At 58.1% G+C, this 18,824-nt stretch carries 15 protein-coding genes and 1 pseudogene; 8 read left to right on the forward strand and 8 right to left on the reverse strand.

Annotated features, from left to right (window positions below; genetic code table 11):
* The first annotated feature begins 252 nt into the window (after positions 1-252).
* Entirely contained in the window at positions 253-441 is a 189-nt protein-coding gene (locus tag AACW87_RS07695; protein WP_043557171.1) for a hypothetical protein, read from the forward strand.
* 57 nt (positions 442-498) lie between these two features.
* Here AACW87_RS07695 and AACW87_RS07700 read toward each other — a convergent pair whose 3' ends face one another.
* From AACW87_RS07700 to AACW87_RS07710, 3 genes are all read right to left on the reverse strand, one after another.
* Positions 499-789: a hypothetical protein gene (locus AACW87_RS07700; RefSeq protein ID WP_098984456.1), complete on the reverse strand. Its 291-nt coding sequence runs from the start codon at positions 787-789 to the stop codon at positions 499-501.
* Positions 790-1,052: 263 nt separating this feature from the next.
* Complete coding sequence (locus AACW87_RS07705; RefSeq protein WP_241324641.1) at positions 1,053-2,942, reverse strand: methyl-accepting chemotaxis protein; 1,890 nt, start codon at positions 2,940-2,942, stop codon at positions 1,053-1,055.
* Positions 2,943-3,153: 211 nt separating this feature from the next.
* Positions 3,154-4,449, reverse strand: coding sequence for an amino acid permease (locus tag AACW87_RS07710; protein ID WP_043135199.1), 1,296 nt, complete (start codon positions 4,447-4,449; stop codon positions 3,154-3,156).
* Between the two features lie 248 nt (positions 4,450-4,697).
* On the opposite strand from AACW87_RS07710, the gene AACW87_RS07715 reads away from it, so the two are divergent.
* The 4 genes and pseudogenes from AACW87_RS07715 to AACW87_RS07730 all read left to right on the forward strand — a co-directional run bounded on the left by AACW87_RS07715 (position 4,698) and on the right by AACW87_RS07730 (position 7,830).
* Entirely contained in the window at positions 4,698-5,081 is a 384-nt protein-coding gene (locus AACW87_RS07715) for a RidA family protein (protein WP_043135200.1), read from the forward strand.
* A gap of 22 nt (positions 5,082-5,103) precedes the next feature.
* The gene (locus AACW87_RS07720; RefSeq protein WP_043557168.1) at positions 5,104-6,393 is read left to right on the forward strand and encodes an L-cysteine desulfidase family protein; all 1,290 of its coding nucleotides are present in this window, start codon (positions 5,104-5,106) and stop codon (positions 6,391-6,393) included.
* A 55-nt stretch (positions 6,394-6,448) separates the two neighbouring features.
* Positions 6,449-7,102 carry a helix-turn-helix transcriptional regulator gene (locus tag AACW87_RS07725; protein WP_043557263.1) on the forward strand — a complete coding sequence of 218 codons (654 nt, stop codon included), beginning with the start codon at positions 6,449-6,451 and terminating at the stop codon, positions 7,100-7,102.
* Between the two features lie 141 nt (positions 7,103-7,243).
* Positions 7,244-7,830: pseudogene (locus tag AACW87_RS07730) on the forward strand (histidine phosphatase family protein).
* A 371-nt stretch (positions 7,831-8,201) separates the two neighbouring features.
* Here AACW87_RS07730 and AACW87_RS07735 read toward each other — a convergent pair.
* Together AACW87_RS07735 and AACW87_RS07740 are read right to left on the reverse strand one after the other, a co-directional pair.
* Entirely contained in the window at positions 8,202-9,335 is a 1,134-nt protein-coding gene (locus tag AACW87_RS07735; RefSeq protein ID WP_241324642.1) for a DUF3883 domain-containing protein, read from the reverse strand.
* The gene (locus AACW87_RS07740; RefSeq protein ID WP_241324643.1) at positions 9,298-10,830 is read right to left on the reverse strand and encodes a DNA cytosine methyltransferase; all 1,533 of its coding nucleotides are present in this window, start codon (positions 10,828-10,830) and stop codon (positions 9,298-9,300) included. The genes AACW87_RS07735 and AACW87_RS07740 overlap by 38 nt, the downstream gene beginning before the upstream one ends.
* Positions 10,831-11,248: 418 nt before the next feature.
* Here AACW87_RS07740 and AACW87_RS07745 point away from each other — a divergent pair, with 418 nt between their 5' ends.
* Positions 11,249-11,617 (forward strand): VOC family protein, encoded by a 369-nt coding sequence (locus AACW87_RS07745; protein ID WP_043135206.1) that lies wholly within the window; start codon positions 11,249-11,251, stop codon positions 11,615-11,617.
* A gap of 142 nt (positions 11,618-11,759) precedes the next feature.
* On the opposite strand, the gene AACW87_RS07750 is transcribed toward AACW87_RS07745, so the two are convergent.
* The gene (locus AACW87_RS07750) at positions 11,760-13,349 is read right to left on the reverse strand and encodes an alpha/beta fold hydrolase (protein ID WP_241324644.1); all 1,590 of its coding nucleotides are present in this window, start codon (positions 13,347-13,349) and stop codon (positions 11,760-11,762) included.
* Between the two features lie 207 nt (positions 13,350-13,556).
* Positions 13,557-14,903: an NADP-specific glutamate dehydrogenase gene (gene gdhA, locus AACW87_RS07755; protein ID WP_241324645.1), complete on the reverse strand. Its 1,347-nt coding sequence runs from the start codon at positions 14,901-14,903 to the stop codon at positions 13,557-13,559.
* 557 nt (positions 14,904-15,460) lie between these two features.
* On the opposite strand from gdhA, the gene AACW87_RS07760 reads away from it, so the two are divergent.
* Complete coding sequence (locus tag AACW87_RS07760; protein ID WP_274452199.1) at positions 15,461-15,583, forward strand: hypothetical protein; 123 nt, start codon at positions 15,461-15,463, stop codon at positions 15,581-15,583.
* The gene (rluF, locus tag AACW87_RS07765; RefSeq protein WP_241324646.1) at positions 15,573-16,607 is read left to right on the forward strand and encodes a 23S rRNA pseudouridine(2604) synthase RluF; all 1,035 of its coding nucleotides are present in this window, start codon (positions 15,573-15,575) and stop codon (positions 16,605-16,607) included. Before AACW87_RS07760 ends, rluF begins: the two co-directional genes overlap by 11 nt.
* Before the next feature lie 76 nt (positions 16,608-16,683).
* On the opposite strand, the gene AACW87_RS07770 is transcribed toward rluF, so the two are convergent.
* Positions 16,684-18,570: an exotoxin A binding domain-containing protein gene (locus AACW87_RS07770; RefSeq protein ID WP_339385733.1), complete on the reverse strand. Its 1,887-nt coding sequence runs from the start codon at positions 18,568-18,570 to the stop codon at positions 16,684-16,686.
* Positions 18,571-18,824 lie beyond the last annotated feature (254 nt).

Raw genomic sequence — 18,824 nt, forward strand, 5'->3', positions numbered from 1 at the left:
AGACGGGAATGAAAAACGGCGCCTTCGGGCGCCGTTTTTGTTGATGGCATTGCCATCCTCTTGCGGCGCGCGGGAGGCGGGGCGGCCATCGTCATTTGAGTAGTGGATGTTTGCAGTAGGGGGCTCAAGGCCAGGATCCGGCAGATATCGGCCTCAGTCCGCCTCTTCTCTTGATCTGCATCAAGCCTGCCGCGGGCGGGTTATTTTACGGTCAGGAGTGATGTTGGTGGTATGTAACAAAAGGATGTGAATATGGAACTTGAAAGGGACCCGAGATGCTATACCGACGTCTGTATCGACGGTAAGTGGTATCACTATGACCACTGCAGCACGCAAGTTTACATGCTGATGGGGGGCGCGGCACCGAGACTGGAGCTGGCCTGTGAGCCCAGCAGCGAAGAGGAGCTGATCGCCATGCTCCAGCAACTGGCCCGCTTCTGAGCCTGTCTGATGGCCATCGGGCAATGAGCCGCGATGGCCACCTTCTGTTTTTTCCCGTCAGCCGTTCGTCTTGCGCTCAAACAGCTGCTTGCCCATCTCCATCAGGGCGCTCGCCGCGGCGTAGCTGCTGTCTGACTTGCCAACCTCATCGGCCACGTAGAGGAAGTTGGATCTGTACTTCTCCACCGCCTCTTCCCGGCTGTGCGCATCGATAAAATCCTCTTCCACCTCGAACCCCTGCGCCAGCAGCGCCGCTTTCTCAATCAGAAAGGTGGGGGAGGCCATGTCGACAAAGGTGTACTGCTGCCGGTTGGATGCCGGAACGGTAAAAAACTGGTATCTAGCCATCTGCGATTCCTCGCCTGAACGGGTGATAAATGATGTGACCTTCATCTTGTCGAACTGATCCCCGCGCCTCTTGCAGGCAAAAAAGGTAACGTTCGACTCTTGTTGTGGCTGGAGATTACCCTGCTTTCACCGCATCGCACAATGGGGTGGCGGATACTTTTTTCGCCAGACAAAACAATGGGCTCTGCCTGGCAGGGCAAACAAAAAAACCAGCCTCATCACGAGGCTGGCGGCAGGGTTATCGAACGAGCCGTCCACCGGCGTCAGAGCACGAAGCCCTGCACCATGGTGCGCATCTGCTCGGTAAGCCGGTGGATCTGGCGGGCGGCATCGCGGGCGGCGTTGGCCACCTGCAGCGCCTCGTCGCTGCCATCGGAGATGCGCACCACGTTGCGTTCTATCTCGTTGACCACGGCCCCCTGCTGCTCGATGGCGCTGGCGATGACGGAGTTGGTATCGACCATGCGATCCACCTTCTCGGTGATGGCGCCAAAGGCCTGTTTTGCCTCCCGGGCCAAACCGACCCCCTCCTGCGCCTCATGGCTGGCCGACGACATGGCCGTGACCGAGGCGCGGGCGCCGGACTGCAACTGCTCTATCATCTGCTGGATCTCGACGGTCGCCCCCTGGGTGCGGTTGGCCAGGGATCGCACCTCGTCGGCCACCACCGCGAAGCCGCGTCCCTGCTCGCCGGCCCGCGCCGCCTCGATGGCGGCGTTGAGGGCCAGCAGGTTGGTCTGCTCGGCGATGCCGCGGATCACGCTGATGACGCCGCCTATCTGGCTGCACCTTTGTTCCAGCTGGCCGATGGCGTCGGCGGTGCGCAGCACCTCGCGGTTGATGTGGTCGATGGCCGCTATGGTGCGCTCGACCACGGCCTCGCCCTGGCCGACCACGGTTTGCGCCTCCTGGGAGCGGCAGGTGCGCGCCTCTATGTCGGTGGCGCTCTCCACCACGGTGACGCCGTTTTCCCGCACCCGCAGCATCAGGGTGCGCAGCGTCTGCAGCGTCACGTTGTAATCCCGGCTGATGTCAGCCAGCTCATCCTGGCCGACGATCTCGATCTGCTGGCTGAGATCCTGGGCATTGACCCGGGCGGCGATCTCCCGCACCCGGCCCACTGTGCCGCGCAGGGAGAGGTAGGCGCCGATCATCAGATAGAGATAGAGCAGCAGTATGGCGGTCAGCGGCGCCGTCACCCACCAGAAGTGGCGCTGGTTGGCGGCCAGCCGCTGGTGCAGATCCGCCTCCAGCCGCTGGCGCACCTGGCCAGCCAGTGCCGTGATGGCGGTGTCCATGCCATCCCCCAGCGCCAGCACCTCTTTGGTCGAGAGCTGTACCAGCTGATCCTTCATCATCTTGTTTTCCAGGGTATCGACTCCCTGGCGCAGCTGCTGCAACAGGGCGTCGGTCTGCTGGCCCAGCTCGGTGCGGTAGGCGGGAGCTATCTGGTAGAGCAGGGTCAGGTCGGCCTCCAGCTCCTGCAGGGTGGCGCTGATGAGATCGAGGCGAAAGCGCAGGCCGCTGTAGCCCTCGGCCTGAAACAGGCCGAAGTCGGCTATGGTGGCGGCCCTGTCCCGTACCTGGGCCAGCAGATCGCGCAATTGGGGCAGCCGCTCGCTGGCCAGGATCACCATGTAGTAGGTGCCGAGCGCCGGATCCTGGATCAGGCTGCTGGCGGCCGTGGTGCTCTTGTAGAGGTGGCGCACCTCGGTCAGCAGTTTGTCGTGGCGCAGGTTGCTCTGCTCCACCTCCAGGGTGAGCGCCTCGCTTTGCAGGCTGGACCAGCCTTGCGCCAGGGCGTCGAAGGCGGGGTTGCTCTGTTTGGTGTCGACGAAGGCGGCCAGGCTGGCCTCCACGGCCCGGGCCGCCGCCTTGACCTCCTCCTCGGTGGCCGGGGCCTGATCATAGGCGTGCCGGGTGACCAGATTGCGATGGGTCAGCAGCGCCTGCTCGATGGCGGGGACAGGGGCCAGCTTGACCACGCCCGCCAGCTCCCTGCGGGCCAGGTTGTTGTCATCCTGCAATCGCCCCAGCAGGTTGGTCATGCTGTAGGCCAGCGGCAACAGCATCAGGCAGGACCAGAGCAGGAACTTGTATTTGAAGGAGAGCTGATTGCCCAGCCGGATGGCCGGGGTGAAAATCCATTTCATGTGAAGCCTCGATACCCGAAGTGGCGGGTGTGTACCGCGATGGCTGGATATTACCCTTAGCCGGCGAGGTCCGGTGAGACTGGGGTGCAAGTTGTGATCCCCTTGGCTTTTTCGGGGCAGGGTGGGGCTGTCTGAGTCAGACAAACGGGCCACCCAGAGGGTGGCCCGTTATTAGTTGAACATCGGGCCGCGCGGCCCGGTTGGCGGCGAGTCAGTTGAACGCCAGGAAGGGCGAGACGCACAGCAGCAGGCCGGTGATTATGATGACGTAGAGGGAGGCGCCCTTGTACTTGTGCAGCGCCGGCACCTGATAGACCAGATAGGCCGGGATGAGGCACCCCACCATGCCGAAGATGGGGCTGCAGATGGAGGTGAAGCTCAGCACGGGGGCGTTGAGCACGATGGCGCCCCAGGAGAGCAGCACGGTGAACAGCATGATGCCGCGACCCACCAGCCCCTTGTTGATGCGATCTTCCGGCATCACCCGGCGCAGCAGGTTCATCGCCAGCCCCTGGCAGGCTTCACGAAAGCCCAGGTAGACGCCGAAGTAGGCGGTCATCACGGCGAAGATGTTGAGGGTCAGGCTCAATAGCTTGAGGGTCTGGCCGGGCATGCCTTGCGCCACCATGGCCAGCGCCGAGATGTTCTCTTCGGAGGCCTTGACCGCCTGCTCGTGGCCCATGGCCAGGGTGAAGGAGACGGCGTAGAAGAAGACCACCACGAACAGGATGCCGAAGGCGATGTTCATGGCGCGCATCGCCTTGAAGCGGGCCACTTCCAGCGACTTCTCCCGCGAGCGGTAGGAGATCACCATAGGGCTCAGGCTCTGGATGAAGAGGATGGAGGTGAGGGTGAAGGGCAGCATTATGATGGCGTCCTTCATCCAGTCACCGGCCGCCGGCATGGCGGTGATGTTGGCCGCATCCCACTTGTCGACCATCATGAGGCCGAGCACGGCCACCACGCTGATTTTGGTCAGCACCATGAAGGTGGAGATCTTGAACAGCAGGTTCTCGCCGCGCGACGCCAGCGCCACCAGGCCGCAGATCAGCACCAGGCCGTAGAAGGGGTTCTCGGAGAGCAGCTGTTGGGTGACCCCGAAGCTCTGCAGGAAGGAGGCGCTGTCATTGGTGATGGCGGTGGAGTAGACGAACACCCAGATCACCAGCATCACGAAGTAGAGGGCGCCGAGCAGCATGCCCCAGTTCTTGCCGAGGTAGCCGGTGATGACGCTGGGGTAATCCTTGCACTCGGGCGAGGTGGCCAGGGTATTGATGAAGAGGCGCTGGAACATGTACATGGCCGGGTAGCCGATCACCGCCGACAGCAGGAAGACCCACAAGCCCATCAACCCCACCTGCACCGGCAAAAAGACGATCCCCGCGCCTATGGCCATGCCGATGCTCATGATGATCCAGCCCCAGTCGGTGCTGTCAAAACGAACTGCTTCTTTCCATTCCAGCGTGCCCATGGCGGGCCGGGTGAGTGTCGTGCTGTGAGCGTCCATGGTTGACCTTGTTGTTATGTGAGTGATTGTTGGCGCAAATATAGTTGAATAAAAAACCCTAAACAATGGCGGGTTTCTCTCATCGGCTCAAATCGGAATGGCGCTCACAGTTTGTGTTAATGCGGCGTTATCGCGCGAATCTGGTTTTAAATTTATAAAATAGTTGAACGAATGGCTTTAAAAGCAAATAATGTTGCATGAAACAAATTGCACAAGTGCAACATTATTTGAATGTAAGTGGAGGCCATATGAAAACCATCATCACATCAGCCGCAGCACCCGATGCCATCGGTCCCTACAGCCATGGCACCGCCTATGGCGACCTCATCTTTACCTCAGGCCAGTTGCCGGTGTGCAAGCAGCAGGGCGGCGTGGTGGAGGGGGGGATCGCAGCCCAGACCCGCCAATCGCTGGAGAACCTGAGATCCGTGCTGGAAGCGGCCGGTGGCAGCCTGGATACGGTGCTCAAGACCACCTGTTATCTGGCGGAGATCGGCGATTTTGCCCAGTTCAATGCCGTCTACAAAGACTATTTCCAGCAAGATTGCCCGGCCCGCAGCTGCTTTGCAGTGAAGGATCTGCCGATGGGCGTCAAGGTTGAAATCGAAGCGATCGCCCACATCGCCCGTTAATGCTGATAAAAAGGTCCCCGCAATGAAGCAAGCATGGCAGCAGTATCTGCAGATTATTCAACAGGTTGTCAAACCGGCGCTGGGCTGTACCGAGCCCATCGCCGCCGCTTATGCCGCCGCCGTCGCCGCTCGGCAACTGGGCTGTGAAGTCCGGCGCATCGAGGTCGCGGTGTCGGATAATCTCTACAAGAACTCCATGGGGGTCTATGTGCCCGGCACCGGCAAGATAGGGCTGGCCATAGCCGCGGCCGCCGGTGCCATCGGCGGCAAGGCCGATGCCGGACTGGAGGTGTTGGCCGCCATCACCCCGGCGCAGGTTGCCCGGGCCCAGACCCTGATCGATGCCGGTGGTGTCCAGGTCAGCCGCACCGAGGCGCCCGAGTTTATCTACTGCCGCGTGAGTGTGTTCGGCGCTGATGAGAAGGGGGAGGAGCACAGCGCCGACGTGACTCTGTGCGGCGGCCATACCCGCATCGTCGAGCAGCGCCGCGACGGCGAGGTGACCTTCACCGCCGATCAGAGCCAGCGTGGGGCCACAGGCGCCATCTGTGACGGCGTCGACATCAGCATCGCCGCCATCCATGAGTTCGCTACCCAGGTGGAATTTGAGCAGATCCGCTTCATCCTCCAGGCCTCCGAGCTCAACGGCAAGCTCTCCGACGAGGGGATGAATCACCCCTATGGCCTGGAGATAGGTCGCACCATGCAAAAGAGCATCAGTGCCGGCTTCATCGGTGAGGATGTGATGAACCGCATAGTGATGCGTACCGCCGCCGCCTCCGACGCCCGCATGGGGGGCGCCAGCCTGCCGGCCATGAGCAACTTCGGCAGCGGCAACCAGGGCATAGCCGCCACCATCCCCGTGGTGGTGATCGCCGAGCGTTACGGCGCCAGCGAGGAGCAGTTGGCGCGGGCCCTCATCATGAGCCACCTGGGGGCCATCTACATCAAATCCCACTATCCGCCCTTGTCGGCGTTCTGTGGCAATACGGTCACCAGCGCGGCGGCCGCCATGGCCATGGTCTATCTGGCGGGCGGCAGCCTGGCGCAATCCTGTCACGCCATTCAGAACGTGCTGAGCGACAGCGCCGGCATGGTGTGTGACGGGGCGAAAGCCTCCTGCGCCATGAAGGTGAGCACCTCCTCCGGCGCGGCCGTGCGCGGCTTCCTGATGGCCATCAACAGCCATTCGGTGTCGGGGCAGGGGATCGTCTCGCACGATGTCGAGCAAACTATCAAAAATATCGGGCAGATGGTAAAAGACGGCATGTCTGCCACAGACACCACCATTATCGACATCATGTCTGCTTGATCACGCGACCTGGCTGCTGCCGGTGACGGGCAGCAGCACTACCATGAAGGCCCTCATGAAACTGCAAGAGTTGACCCCGACTGACTTCGAGATCCTCAAGGCGATGGAGATCATAGTGGATGGCATAGCCGCCATGTATGGCCAGCACACAGAGGTGCTGCTGCACAGCCTGGATGTGCGCAACCCTGCCATCATCAAGATTGCCAACGGCCATATCACGGGCCGCAGTGTCGGGGCCCCCATCACCAACCTGGCGATGATGAAGCTCAAGAGCGGGCAGGACATCTCCAGCCCCTACATGACCAAGTGCGCCACCGGCAAGACGCTGCGCTCCCTCACCACCGTCATTCGCAATGGCGAGGGGCAGGCCATAGGGTTGCTCTGCATCAACACCGACATGGATGCCCCGCTGCAATCCGTGCTGCGCACCATGATGCCCGAGTGTATGCAGCACCATGAGCCGAGCGGCACGCCGGAAGTGTTCGCCCGCAACATAGACGAGGCCCTCAACAGCACCATCGACACAGTCAGTGCCGAGGTGCGTGGCAACGACGCCGTGCCGCCGTCCCAGAAGACCCGGGTCATGGTCAACCAGCTGCATGATCTGGGGATCTTCGAGCTCAAAGACAGCGCCCAGATAGCCGCCCGCCAGCTCGACATCTCGGTGCACTCCATCTACCGCTATCTGCGGGAAATCAAGAAAGGCTGAGCCCGCCCAGCCTGAACGTCGTGGCAGGAACCGGGTCAGCCCTGACCCGTTTGCCCGCCCCTTGCTGCCAGCTGAGTCTCCATCGCCCCGCTCATCTGTTATCATCTGCCCTTTCGTCTATCTCAACTTGCTGGAGAAACCATGCCTCGCACCCTCTATCTGCTGCGCCACGGCCAGACCCGCTATAACGCGAGCTGAGGTTGCAGGGGCGCTGCAACTCGGATCTGACCGCCAAGGGGGAGGCGCAAGCCGCCGCCATGGGCGCTCGCCTGCGCGACCTGCTGGATGACGCCGCACGCTGGACCCTCTATGCCAGTCCGCTCGGTCGGGCACGGCAGACGGCGCAACTGGTGTGCCAACAGCTTGGGTTCGATAGCGAGCGCATCGTCTGGGACGAGCGGCTGGTGGAGCTGGACATGGGGGAGTGGGAGAGTCGTCGGGTGCCCGAACTGCTGGCGGCACACCCAGATCTCGACCTGGAGCAGCCAGACTGGTATCTGCAGGCCCCTGGTGGTGAAGATTTTCAATGCATACAGCGCCGGGCCCAGGCGTGGCTGCAGGATGAGCGCATTGCCGAGCGCGCCATCGTGGTCTCCCACGGCCTGTTCGGCGCCATGCTGCGCGGCGCCTATGCCGATCTCGACTACACCACCACCTGGTCACAAGAGCTGCCGCAGGATGCCTTCTTCAAACTCAGCGGCGGCCGTATCGAGCGGATCGCCTGCTAACCCCGACGAAAACGGCTCGCCACTGGCGAGCCGTTTTCTTTTGAGTGCTGGAAGGGGCTTTATTCTCGCACCAGCCGGGACAGCTGTTGGTAGAGGGCCTCACGTTTCTGCGCCTTATTGGCGCCATAGTGCAACTCGCGGTGGCAATTGGGGCAGAGCGCTACCGTGTTGCTGACCCTATCCGAGCATGGTGGACTGGTGATGAATCTTTCAAATAGGGTATATCGCTGGAGTTTGATAACACTATTTTGGGCTGATTTATATTTATCCTCTAGGAATCTTAGAATAAGTCAACTTATTTACTACCTATCTTGAGTCATTTTGACTATATGTTTAACTTGCCTAAAGATAATATCCGTGAAGTGAAAGGATTATGATTCTAGTGAATCATAATCACCTAGAATAGAAAAAAGATCATAGACATTTTCATCAAAATCAAAAAAAGTGGGCTCAAAAGAAAGCGAGTCAACCCTTACTTCTTGGGGTAAACTTGAGAGTGATTTGAAAATAGTATCAAGTTTTGAACGTATATCCCAAGCAATTCTTAAGGTGGCACCCGATTCGTTCACATCGTAAAGTCTGAAAATACTATAGGGAACTCCACTCGATAAGGCATGTTTTATCTCTCCAATAGAAATGTATATTGGTGTTGTAAATTTTCCTGACGAGCTTTTTGCATCAACATGGCGAAGAGTACCATCATCCATTGTGATAGAAAAATCAAAAGGAGAGACGGCATTAATTTGCGCCACCCATTCATAATAAGCCAAACCTATCATGTTCTTGGATTTGAAATATTGATCAAGTAATTCCTCACCCAAATATCCAGTTCTTTCGGCAGATTCTTTTGCTGCTTTAAGATCAGCATGACTTAGACCTCTGTGAAGCCGGCGTTGATTCAATTTTTCTGTTGCAGCTGAACTCCCATTACCTATTTCTTCTAGCAAGGACGAGTCTAACCAATCACGAATTGGATGTGATTCTGCTGGCTTTGCTGCATTTATTATGCTCTCTAATTCAGACTCGGTCAGTACTTTCATCGAGTCATTGGCTAATGGTAATATTGGATCTAATGCAGTGTGAAGGGATTCATCATCTGGATGTTTAGAGGCAACAAGAACAATGTTCACTGAGGTGGGTAATGCAGCCCCCACAAACTCCATGACAGCAAAGTCACCAGGACATAGAGCATCATAACGAGTTGGATCTGTGACTGGGTTATCGACAATTTCGCCATTCAATCGAATATTTTTTGCATCACGTTTAACCTTTCTGGCCAATGTATGGGCATCAGTTACACCTGGACCATACATTGTTAGATCAACATGAGCAGCTTTTTTATGCAACGGTTCCAGAGAAACCCTAAGTGAGGGGAAAAATTCCCCCTCCATTATACGCAGATCAAGATTGAGACCTTTCTGCTTTGTTTGAGGGTGTTCACTTAAATATGATTTGAAGAAAGATAAGTCAGACGACTTTAATTTCTTTAAAGCTAGTTTTCTCAACGTTACAATCTCCCAGAAGAATCTTGAAAAGGTTATCGGCAATAGCTTTTGCTAACAAGGGGGGGACAGCATTTCCAATTTGTTTGAAAGCTGGATTCATAGAACCAGAAAATGTAAAGCCATCAGGGAAAGATTGAAGTCTCGCAGCCTCACGAACAGAGATTGTTCTTGCTTGAGTGCTATCGTAATGAATATGGGAGTAACCATCTTTTCCCAAATGGGCCATTAGGGTTCGAGCTGGGGCATATGCCTCCATCTTTCGCCATTTATTAGGGAATTTGCTGACATCATATGGTGGGACAGTTGCCTTCCATAGTTCAGTATATTCTTTTGAATTAGTTTCTATAACCTTGCCTTTTTTGTTTTCCAGCAAAGACAAACGTTCTTTAAATAATTCTACAGCATGTTTATGTGCCTCTGGGTATTGATCCCCTGGATTCATCCTTCTAAAAATATCATAGTCACGAGGTAGATATCGGATTACGTGATCAGATACACCTGCGTTATTTTCAAAACCAGGCCATGAACGCATTAAAGTAGAGTATGGGCTATCCGCTCTACAAGGATAAGGTTGGATCGTATCAAAGCGTCGTGCCCCCTTCTTCATTTTTCCTTCCAGATGAGCTGTAATCACAGGAAGATCATTAAGAGCCTCTTGCGCTGTAACTGCAGGCAAGCAGAATTTCTTGTCAGGAATTGGAAGGCTAACAAAAAAACGCTTATCATCACAGACATCATGTTTAATCGTTTGAAGTGCAACCTGCCGAGTACCTTCATACCCTTTGGGCATATCCATCCAATGTGTAGGGCTCGGAAAAGAGATTTTTGATGTGATCTGAGAAGCAACCGCTACTAGAAACATTCTTTCCCGCATTTGTGGTACGCCAAAATTGACTGAGTTGAGAAGTGTGTAACCACATCTATAACCCATTTCAGTTAGGAGTTCACAAGTTTCCTCAGCAATATTATGCCCACCATAGTTGAGCACATCTGGAACATTCTCCATTAATATCGCAATAGGTTTCAATTCATTCACGTAGTGAAGATAACGTAGATAAAGATTACCCCGTGGATCTTTCAAGAATGCTTCTGGATGATCAGCTACTTCACGAAGCTTTGCTCTTCCAACTCTCGCAAAAGCTTGGCAGGGGGGACCACCAATAACTATATCAACGTGCTGCTCTATCGGCCCTTCTAGTTTGAACATTTCCAGCAAATCGGATGGTTCTATTTCAGTAATATCTTTTGCACTTGCATGAGTCTCAAAAAGGCTACTTGGTAGATCTCCCATAAAGTTTATGGCGTGAGAACGAGCAGCATTGGGTTCAAACTCAACCGCACCAATTGTTTTGAATCCCGCGGCGTCAAACCCGAGAGATATTCCGCCACATCCTGCAAACAAGTCCAGAGTTTTGGGAGCCTCCCCAGAAAGTATTCGAGAGTGCTTCCGTTTGACTAGGTCATCTGAGAGTTTCGTAATATGCTTTTTATTCATTTTTACCTTCTAACCAAAAACATGTATGAGATCTTTTGGAAACGATTTTATCGTATTATGCTCAGATCGCGAATAAACGACCAGGTATTTTTCTTGCGTTGATCCTAATTCATTGATTTTTATTGTTTTTTATTGATTTTGAGCTGTTTCTATGGCAGGTTAAAATATAGGCGTTTATAAGCATGGGAAATCTAGACAATTGTTTTGCATGTACTTTATTGTTTTCTATTTATGGGTTTTAGGTGAGGCTCTATTCTTTTGTAGCCTTTCTGAGTAATTTCACGGTAGTCAAGATTAATGATTTAAATAATAAATTACTTGCATTTAACTTGAGTTAGTTGATAAGGCTGTGGATTGTGAATATTCATATTGCAATATACATGATAGTTAAGGGGCTAAAATGTTGTCAGGAGGGGACATGATCAGCCACATCGACCATCTGGTATTGACGGTGAGCGACATAGAGCGGGCCGTCGCGTTTTACAGCTCTGTGCTCAACATGGAGGCCATCACCTTTGGCAAGGGGCGCCGGGCGCTGCGCTTTGGCAACCAGAAGATCAATCTGCAACTGCCGGGGCAGGAGCCACGCAACCGGGCGCAGGTGGGGGCGGGGGATCTTTGCCTCATCACTCGCTGGCCGCTGGAACAGGTCATAGCCCAGCTTCACTGTCACGGAGTCGAGATAGTGGAGGGGCCCGTCACCAAGAGCGGCGCCTGCGGGCCCATCGAATCCGTCTACTGCCTGGATCCGGATCAGAACCTAGTCGAGATCAGCCGTTATCCCTGATGGCGCTGTCTGATCCCTGCCGGCGAATGCTGCAGGCCCTGCCATGGCTTGGCCCCGTCAGACCCTATCGTAATCAGCCACCTCTGGAGGGGGGATGACGTCCCTCGGCTGACGACTCGCGCTTGACTGCCTGCCGACCGCCCTAAAAGGGCGAGTCCGGCGTATCCGCTTCATCCAAAAACGCGTCTATGTCGGCCCGATAGTCGGCATCGCTGCGCTCGTTGCCGACCTGTGCCGGCTGCCCCATGGCCGCCGACGGGGGCTGGGTTGGCGCCGCCAGCGTCTCCATCACCCGCGCCTGCAGATAGGGATAGAAGGGGTTGGAAGAGGTGCGGGTGAGGGAGCCGGGATTGACGATCAGCACCCCGCGCTCGCCGCGCAGGGCCAGGCCACCCAGGTTGATGCCGTACTGGTTCATCTGCTCGGGGCGGGGCGCCATGCCATAGAGGGGATCGTCCATGGGGAAGGGCAGGGCCACGTGGGAGAGGGAGTAGATCTCCTTGGGATAGTCGATGCCAAGGGGCAGGATCTGCTGCGGCCCGCCGCCCGCGGCCAGGGTGCTGGCCTGGGTCTGTGGACGAGACGTCGCCTCGTTGCCCACTACCGTCAGCCGATAGGGCTGGGGCTGGCCCGGCAGCAGGTGACTCAGGGCCAGCTCGGAGGCGCTGTTCATCAGGGGGCCGAAGACAGAACCGCGATTGATGTCGAACAGCACCAGCTCGCTGCCGTTGGCCGGCAGGAAGTGGTAGAGATCGGCGATGATGGAGCGGGTACTGACCGTGTAGTCCATTACCGACTGGAAGGTGAGGGCCGGGGGAAATGCCACCAGCTCGCCACTGGCCGCCAGCTGGCGCACCTGCTGCTGGATGGCGTGGGTCAGCCGGTAGGATTGGCGTGCCCCGTTGACCGGGAAGGAGTTGTACTTGAACGGATTAAACTCCGGCATGATGCCGAGCCAGGCTGCGTTGGCAAAGGCGGGCAGCAGGGCGGGCACCGCCTTCAGGCCGGCGAAGCGGGCAAAGCGGGTCACCCCTATCATGGGGGAGATGAGCACCAGCCGATCCGGCCTCGCCAAGGTGCCCGTCTTGTCTTCCAGCGCATCCAGCGCGTATTTCACCGCCAGTGCACCGCCGTTGGAAAAGCCCACCAGATGCAGCGGCAACTTGCCCGGGGCCAGCACCCTGGCCTCGCGCACCGCCAGTCGGGTGGCCGCCAGCCAGGTTTCCCACTCCATCTTGACCAGCCCGGCGGGCACGGTGCCGTGGCCGGGTATACGCAGGCCCAGGGCGATGAAGCCCTGCTCGCGATAGCGCTGGGCCAGGTGACGCAGGCTGTAGGGGGAGTCGGTCAGGCCGTGCAGGAACACGGCCACCCCCTTCACCTCGCCATCCGGGCGCAGCAGGTAGGATCGGTTCCAGTTATCGCGAAAGTGGGCGGGATTGATGGGCGCATCCTGAAAGTAGCGATTGCCCGCCAGCTGTTGCTCAGGCGGCGTCTTGGCGACCACCTCCCGCTCCACCAGACTGAACAACTGCTGCTCGCGGGTCAGATAGGCTTGCCAGTCGCTGCTATCCAGCTCCTCGGCACTGAGTTCGGGCGGCACAAAGGTGTGCCACAGTTGCAGCGGCGCCGCCTGCCAGGCGAGGTAGGCGATCACCCCCCAGCCGAGCAGCAGCGCCAGCAACAGGGTCAGCAGAGAGAGGCGAAGGAGGCGACGGGTACGAGCCAGCATGAAACTGTCCTTGGCGATGAAGAGGAGGCCGGCACAGGTTGGGGCGGGCTGCCGGGATGAACGCTGCGATTTGAATGCAGAAATATGGTCTAAAGCCTAATGGAAACAAGGTGATAAGTACAGGCGATGGCAGGTGGCAAGGCCGTGAAAAACGCGGCAGCCCCTGGGCTGCCGCGCTGTGTGTTGGGCCTGGTCAGTTGAGCTGAACTAGCAGACCCCCTGCGCCAGCATGGCATCGGCCACCTTGACGAAGCCGGCGATGTTGGCGCCGCTCTCGTAGTTCACATGGCCTTCGCCATCCTGTCCGAAGCGGACACAGGTGGCGTGTATGCTGGTCATGATCTCCCTGAGGCGGGCATCCACCTCTTCCCGGCTCCAGGAGAGGCGCTGGGCATTCTGGCTCATCTCGAGGCCCGAGGTGGCCACGCCCCCCGCATTGGCCGCCTTGCCCGGGGCAAACAGCACCCGGGCCTCGTGGAATAGCTTGATGGCGGCGGCGCTGCTCGGCATGTTGGCCCCCTCGGCCACCAGCTGCACGCCGTTCGCGATGAGGGTGACGGCGTCCTCTTCCCCCAATTCGTTCTGGGTGGCGCAGGGCAGGGCAATCTGGGTGGGCAGATGCCAGGGCGTGCGGCCGCTCAAAAACTCCAGCCCCAGCTCGTGGGCATAATCGGCAACCCGCTTGCGCTGCTCGTTCTTGAGTGCCATCAACCTGGCCAGCTTGTCGGGGGTAAAGCCATCCGGATCGTACACAGTGCCACCGGAGTCGGAGGCGGTGATCACCCGGGCGCCGAGGGCCATCGCCTTCTCGATGGCGTATTGGGCCACGTTGCCCGAGCCCGACACTGACACCGTCATGCCCGCCAGCGACTGATCGCGATGGGCCAGCATGGCCTGGGCGAAATAGAGCAGGCCGTAGCCGGTGGCCTCGGGGCGAATGAGGCTGCCACCAAAGGAGAGTCCCTTGCCGGTGAAGACGCACTCTGCGTTATTAGTGAGCTTCTTCATCATGCCCGCCATGTAACTCACCTCGCGCCCGCCCACCCCGATATCGCCGGCCGGCACGTCTGTGTTGGCCCCCAGGTGGCGATAGAGCTCCAGCATCAGCGCCTGGCAGAAGCGCATCACCTCCCCCTCGCTCTTGCCCTTGGGGTCAAAATCGCTGCCGCCCTTGCCGCCGCCCATGGGCAAGGTGGTGAGGGCGTTCTTGAAGGTCTGCTCGAAGGCGAGGAATTTCAGTACCGAGAGATCCACAGAGGGGTGAAAGCGCATGCCGCCCTTGAAGGGGCCTATGGCCGAGCTGTGCTGGATGCGATAGCCGCGATTGACCTGTACCCGGCCCTGGTCGTCGACCCAGCTCACCCGAAACTGGATCAGTCGCTCCGGCTCCACCAGCCGCTCCAGCAGGCCCTGTTGCAGGTAGCGGGGGTGACGTTCCACGTAAGGCCAGATGGAGGCGACCACCTCGCTCACCGCCTGAATGAACTCGGGCTGGTGGGGGTTGCGGCTGGCCACCTGGGCCAGAAAATCCGTCTGGGATAGGGAATGACTCATCTGTAACTCCTGTAATGAATGATGAAATTGGCCTCTTGCCAGAGAAAAGCGCATGCCGTGCATCCAAATTTATGATTTGTGTTGGGGATGAATGCGGACAAAGATTTGGTTTTGTGTCTGGTTTGCCAACGATTGTTGTGTTGGCCGCCGAAAGTCACAGAAAACCGGGATGGCTGCAGCAAGATAATTCGCGACAACGAAAATCTTTTTATGCATTTTAAGTTAATAAATAGCAAGTGGTTATTGGTGGTGCAGGGCACGGGGGCAAGCCGGTTGCATATGGCGTGAATGTTTTCAGGGTGAAAATGGGAGGCTCTTCTGGCTCGTCCTGGTCGCCATTTTTTAATCTTTCTCTTGGCCGCATCCCGGCCTTGCGTGTTGGGCGCGGAGCAATGCGCCAGCGGTGCGGCCGCATAATGGCATGACGGCACGCACATTTTGGGGTGGCGCGTCGCCGTGGATGGCAAGTATCCGGCGTGCTGGACGGGGCAATATGCTACTGTAGCGGCGTTTTTTGATGGTTAAGCTGGCCTTGGCCTTTTTGAAGATGGAATGGTATGCAGAACTTTGACGTAGTGAATCGGCTGATGCAGCAGACAGCCTCCCCGGCCTGGCCGGAACCGGCAACCGCGCAACTGGATGGGGCTATCGGCCTGTGGCAGGTGACTCATGCTGGCTGATGAATCCATGCGCCTGAACAAATACATCAGCGAGAGCGGCATCTGCTCGCGCCGTGAGGCCGACCGCTTCATCGAGCAGGGCCAGGTCTTTATCAATGGCAAGCGGGCCGGGATCGGCGATCAGGTGTTTGCCGGGGATCTGGTCAAGGTCAATGGTCAGGTGATCGAGGCGCGGGAAGCCGACAGCCTGGTCTTCATCGTGCTCAACAAGCCGGTGGGCATAGTCTCCACCACGGAGGCGGGCGAGAAGGACAACATAGTCGACTTCGTCAACCACAGCACCCGCGTCTTCCCCATAGGCCGGCTCGACAAGGACTCTCAGGGGCTCATCTTCCTGACCAACCACGGCGATCTGGTCAACAAGATACTGAGGGCGGGCAACGATCACGAGAAAGAGTACCTGGTGACCGTCGACAAGCCGGTGACCGACGAGTTTGTGCGCGGGATGGCGGCCGGGGTGCCTATCCTCGGCGCCGTCACCAAGAAGTGCAAGGTGAAGAAAGAAGCGCCCTTCGTGTTTCGCATCACCCTGGTGCAGGGCTTGAACCGCCAGATCCGCCGCATGTGCGAGCACTTCGGCTTCGAGGTGACCAGGCTCGAGCGCATTCGCATCATGAACGTCAGCCTCAAGGGGCTGCCGGTGGGGGAGTGGCGGGATCTGACCGATGATGAGCTGATCGAGCTGTTCAAGCTGATCGAGGACTCATCCTCCGAGGTGAAACCGGCCAAAGGCGACAAGCCCAAGGTGGCCAAAGCCGCTGTTGCCCAAACCGGCAAAGCGGCGCAAGGCAAGAAGCCGCGCCGGGATGATGATCACGAGATAGGCGGTCGTCCCAATGTGCCGGGCCCGGAGGCCTTCGAGAAGAAGAGCCCGGTGGGCAAGGTCGGATCCGGTAAAGGGGCTGCCAACAAAGGCGGCGCTGGAAAAGCCACCGCAGGCAAAGGGGCCCCCAACAAGGGCGGCAAACCGGCTGCAGCCAAACCGCGTGCCGGCCAGTCCGGCCGCCAGAAGAAGGGGCGCTAAGCGCCCTCTCATTCCCCGCGTTGATAGCGAAAAACACCGGCCACAGGCCGGTGTTTTTGTATCGATGAACCGCGATTCAGAGTTCGTCGCGAGGCTGGGTGACGTAATCAGGCAAGGTGCTGATAGCACTCTCTTCCTGAGGCACGCTGGCAGGATCCAGATCGCCGCCGACGTTGCGCGGATCCGTCGGTATGGTGGAGGGGATCACCACCGCCTGCTCCGCCAAGCGCCATCCCAATATGGTTTCGAGGCGCCCTCCTTCTTCTTCCGGTCCTGTGATGGCGTCCAGCTGCAGCGGCAGGGGGTGACCAATCAGGCGGCCGACCTCATCGACGGCGCCGGGATCGGCCAGTGTCTGCTGGGTCGCATAGAGGTGGGGCAGCGCGGCGCGCGGCACATACACCCGCAGCAGCACGCCATTGCGGATGCGGCCACGGGTATCCGCTTCCTGATCCTGGGCGTAACCATAGGCGAGGGCCGGATCGCCAGCAACATAGAAGCCTTGCCAAGGGGCGATCGAGGATTGATCGCGCTCATGAACACCTTCAAACACTATGCTGTGAGCGGCTTCGAGGAAAGTGCCGTGATAACCGACGAAGAGGTAACCGCGCGCCAGCAGCTGGCGATGGGCCTGATCCAGGCGGGTCACCGACCAGTTGCGAGTACCGGCCGTGCTGAAGCTGACCTCATCCCCATCACCCAGGAAGCTGGCACCGTTCGGATAATCCCGCTCCTGCAGGGCATCGGCACTGTCGGCAGGCGCCAGGCAGTTGAGATCGGCGGCAGGGCAGGTGAGATTGACCACGTCGGCGTTGGCGGCCTGCTGTTGGGTATTGCCTGCCTGCTGGTAGGTGAAGGCATCGCTCTGGGCGGCCGCCATGCTCAGGGCCAGCCGTGCCTGGGCCGGGTTTTCCCGAATGGCTTGCGCCAGCTGCCCCTGGGGCGTTTCGCCATCTTCGGGTGTGGTGTTGGCCAGCGCCTGGGTGATCACAGTATCAAGCTGGGACCATGGCAGGCGGGTCAGCAGATAGAGGGTGATGAGATTGTGGACCGGATAGCCGCACTGGCTGAGCTCTTCCCAGCCTCTGGGTTGACGGCTTCTGGCCAGGGATTCAAGCGGTATGGCGCAAACCTGATGAGTGGTGAGGGCCGCCAGACCGTCTCCCTTGGCAAAGTGCAGACGATGACTGATGGCGGTCGGCACGATATGGGTGTCGTGAGAGGCGGGCGCACCGGCCAATACCCGGTAGACCTTGCCTTCCCATGTATCACCCAGGTTGCAGGTGCGCTGAGACAGGTAGTTGTAGACCGCATCCAGCGGATCCAGCAGGCACAACACCTTGCCGGTGTGCCACTCGCTCCAGCGCTTCTGACGACTGTGCTGGGTAGGCGCCGCCACGAAGCCGACACCGGCCGCACTGAGGGTGAGGGTGAGGGTGGGATTGATCTGATTGTTTTCCACGTGCCTGACGAAGAGCGTAGAGTTGCTGGCCATGCTGCGCAGCAGGTCGTCGCTCACTTCGATGCTGTAGATGGGGGATATATGGCTCACCTCGGATCCTGCATCCAGCTCGTGGAAGAAGACCTTGATGCTGGCGGGGGCATCGTCGCCGACGGGAACCAACCAATGCAGCGACCAGTTGCCGCGTCCCTGGCGGGTATAACTGTATGTGCGCGGGCCCTTGCCTGCGGTGGGACTGGTCAGGGTGATGGTGGTGCCATCCGTGCGCAGGGTCAGCGCATTGCCGATGGCCAGCTTGAGGCTGTCTCCCCCTTCCTCCAATACCATGGAGTAGTGCAGTACCCCGGATTCTGCCTGTTCACCCAGCAGGCCGGTGAGATCGAGCTGGCTGGCGCGAACCCCCTGAGCCAGATCCAGAGTGCAACGGGTGGCGCACTCCTGCCACAGGTTGAATGACTCTTCGGCCATGACCGGTGAGATGGCACCACCTAGCATGGCCAAGCCACCGAGTAGAGAAGCCCATTTTGTGTTTGTCTGCATGTGATTTCCTTTGAGTGATATCAAAGCCACTGGCTCGTGGCGTTCTCCTCCTTGATGAATACAGCCTCTTCCCTGTCAGACGAAACGAGATTAATTCTCGTCTGAGTGCCTTACCTTAATGGGCTCATACGGCAGCACAACCCTCCATATGGGAAGGATTAATGTGTTATAAATCAAATAGATATGTAGCTTGTTGCTGATGATTTTCTCAGCTG

The sequence above is a fragment of the Aeromonas sp. MR7 genome (assembly GCF_963899385.1).
GTDB classification, from domain to species: domain Bacteria; phylum Pseudomonadota; class Gammaproteobacteria; order Enterobacterales; family Aeromonadaceae; genus Aeromonas; species Aeromonas bestiarum.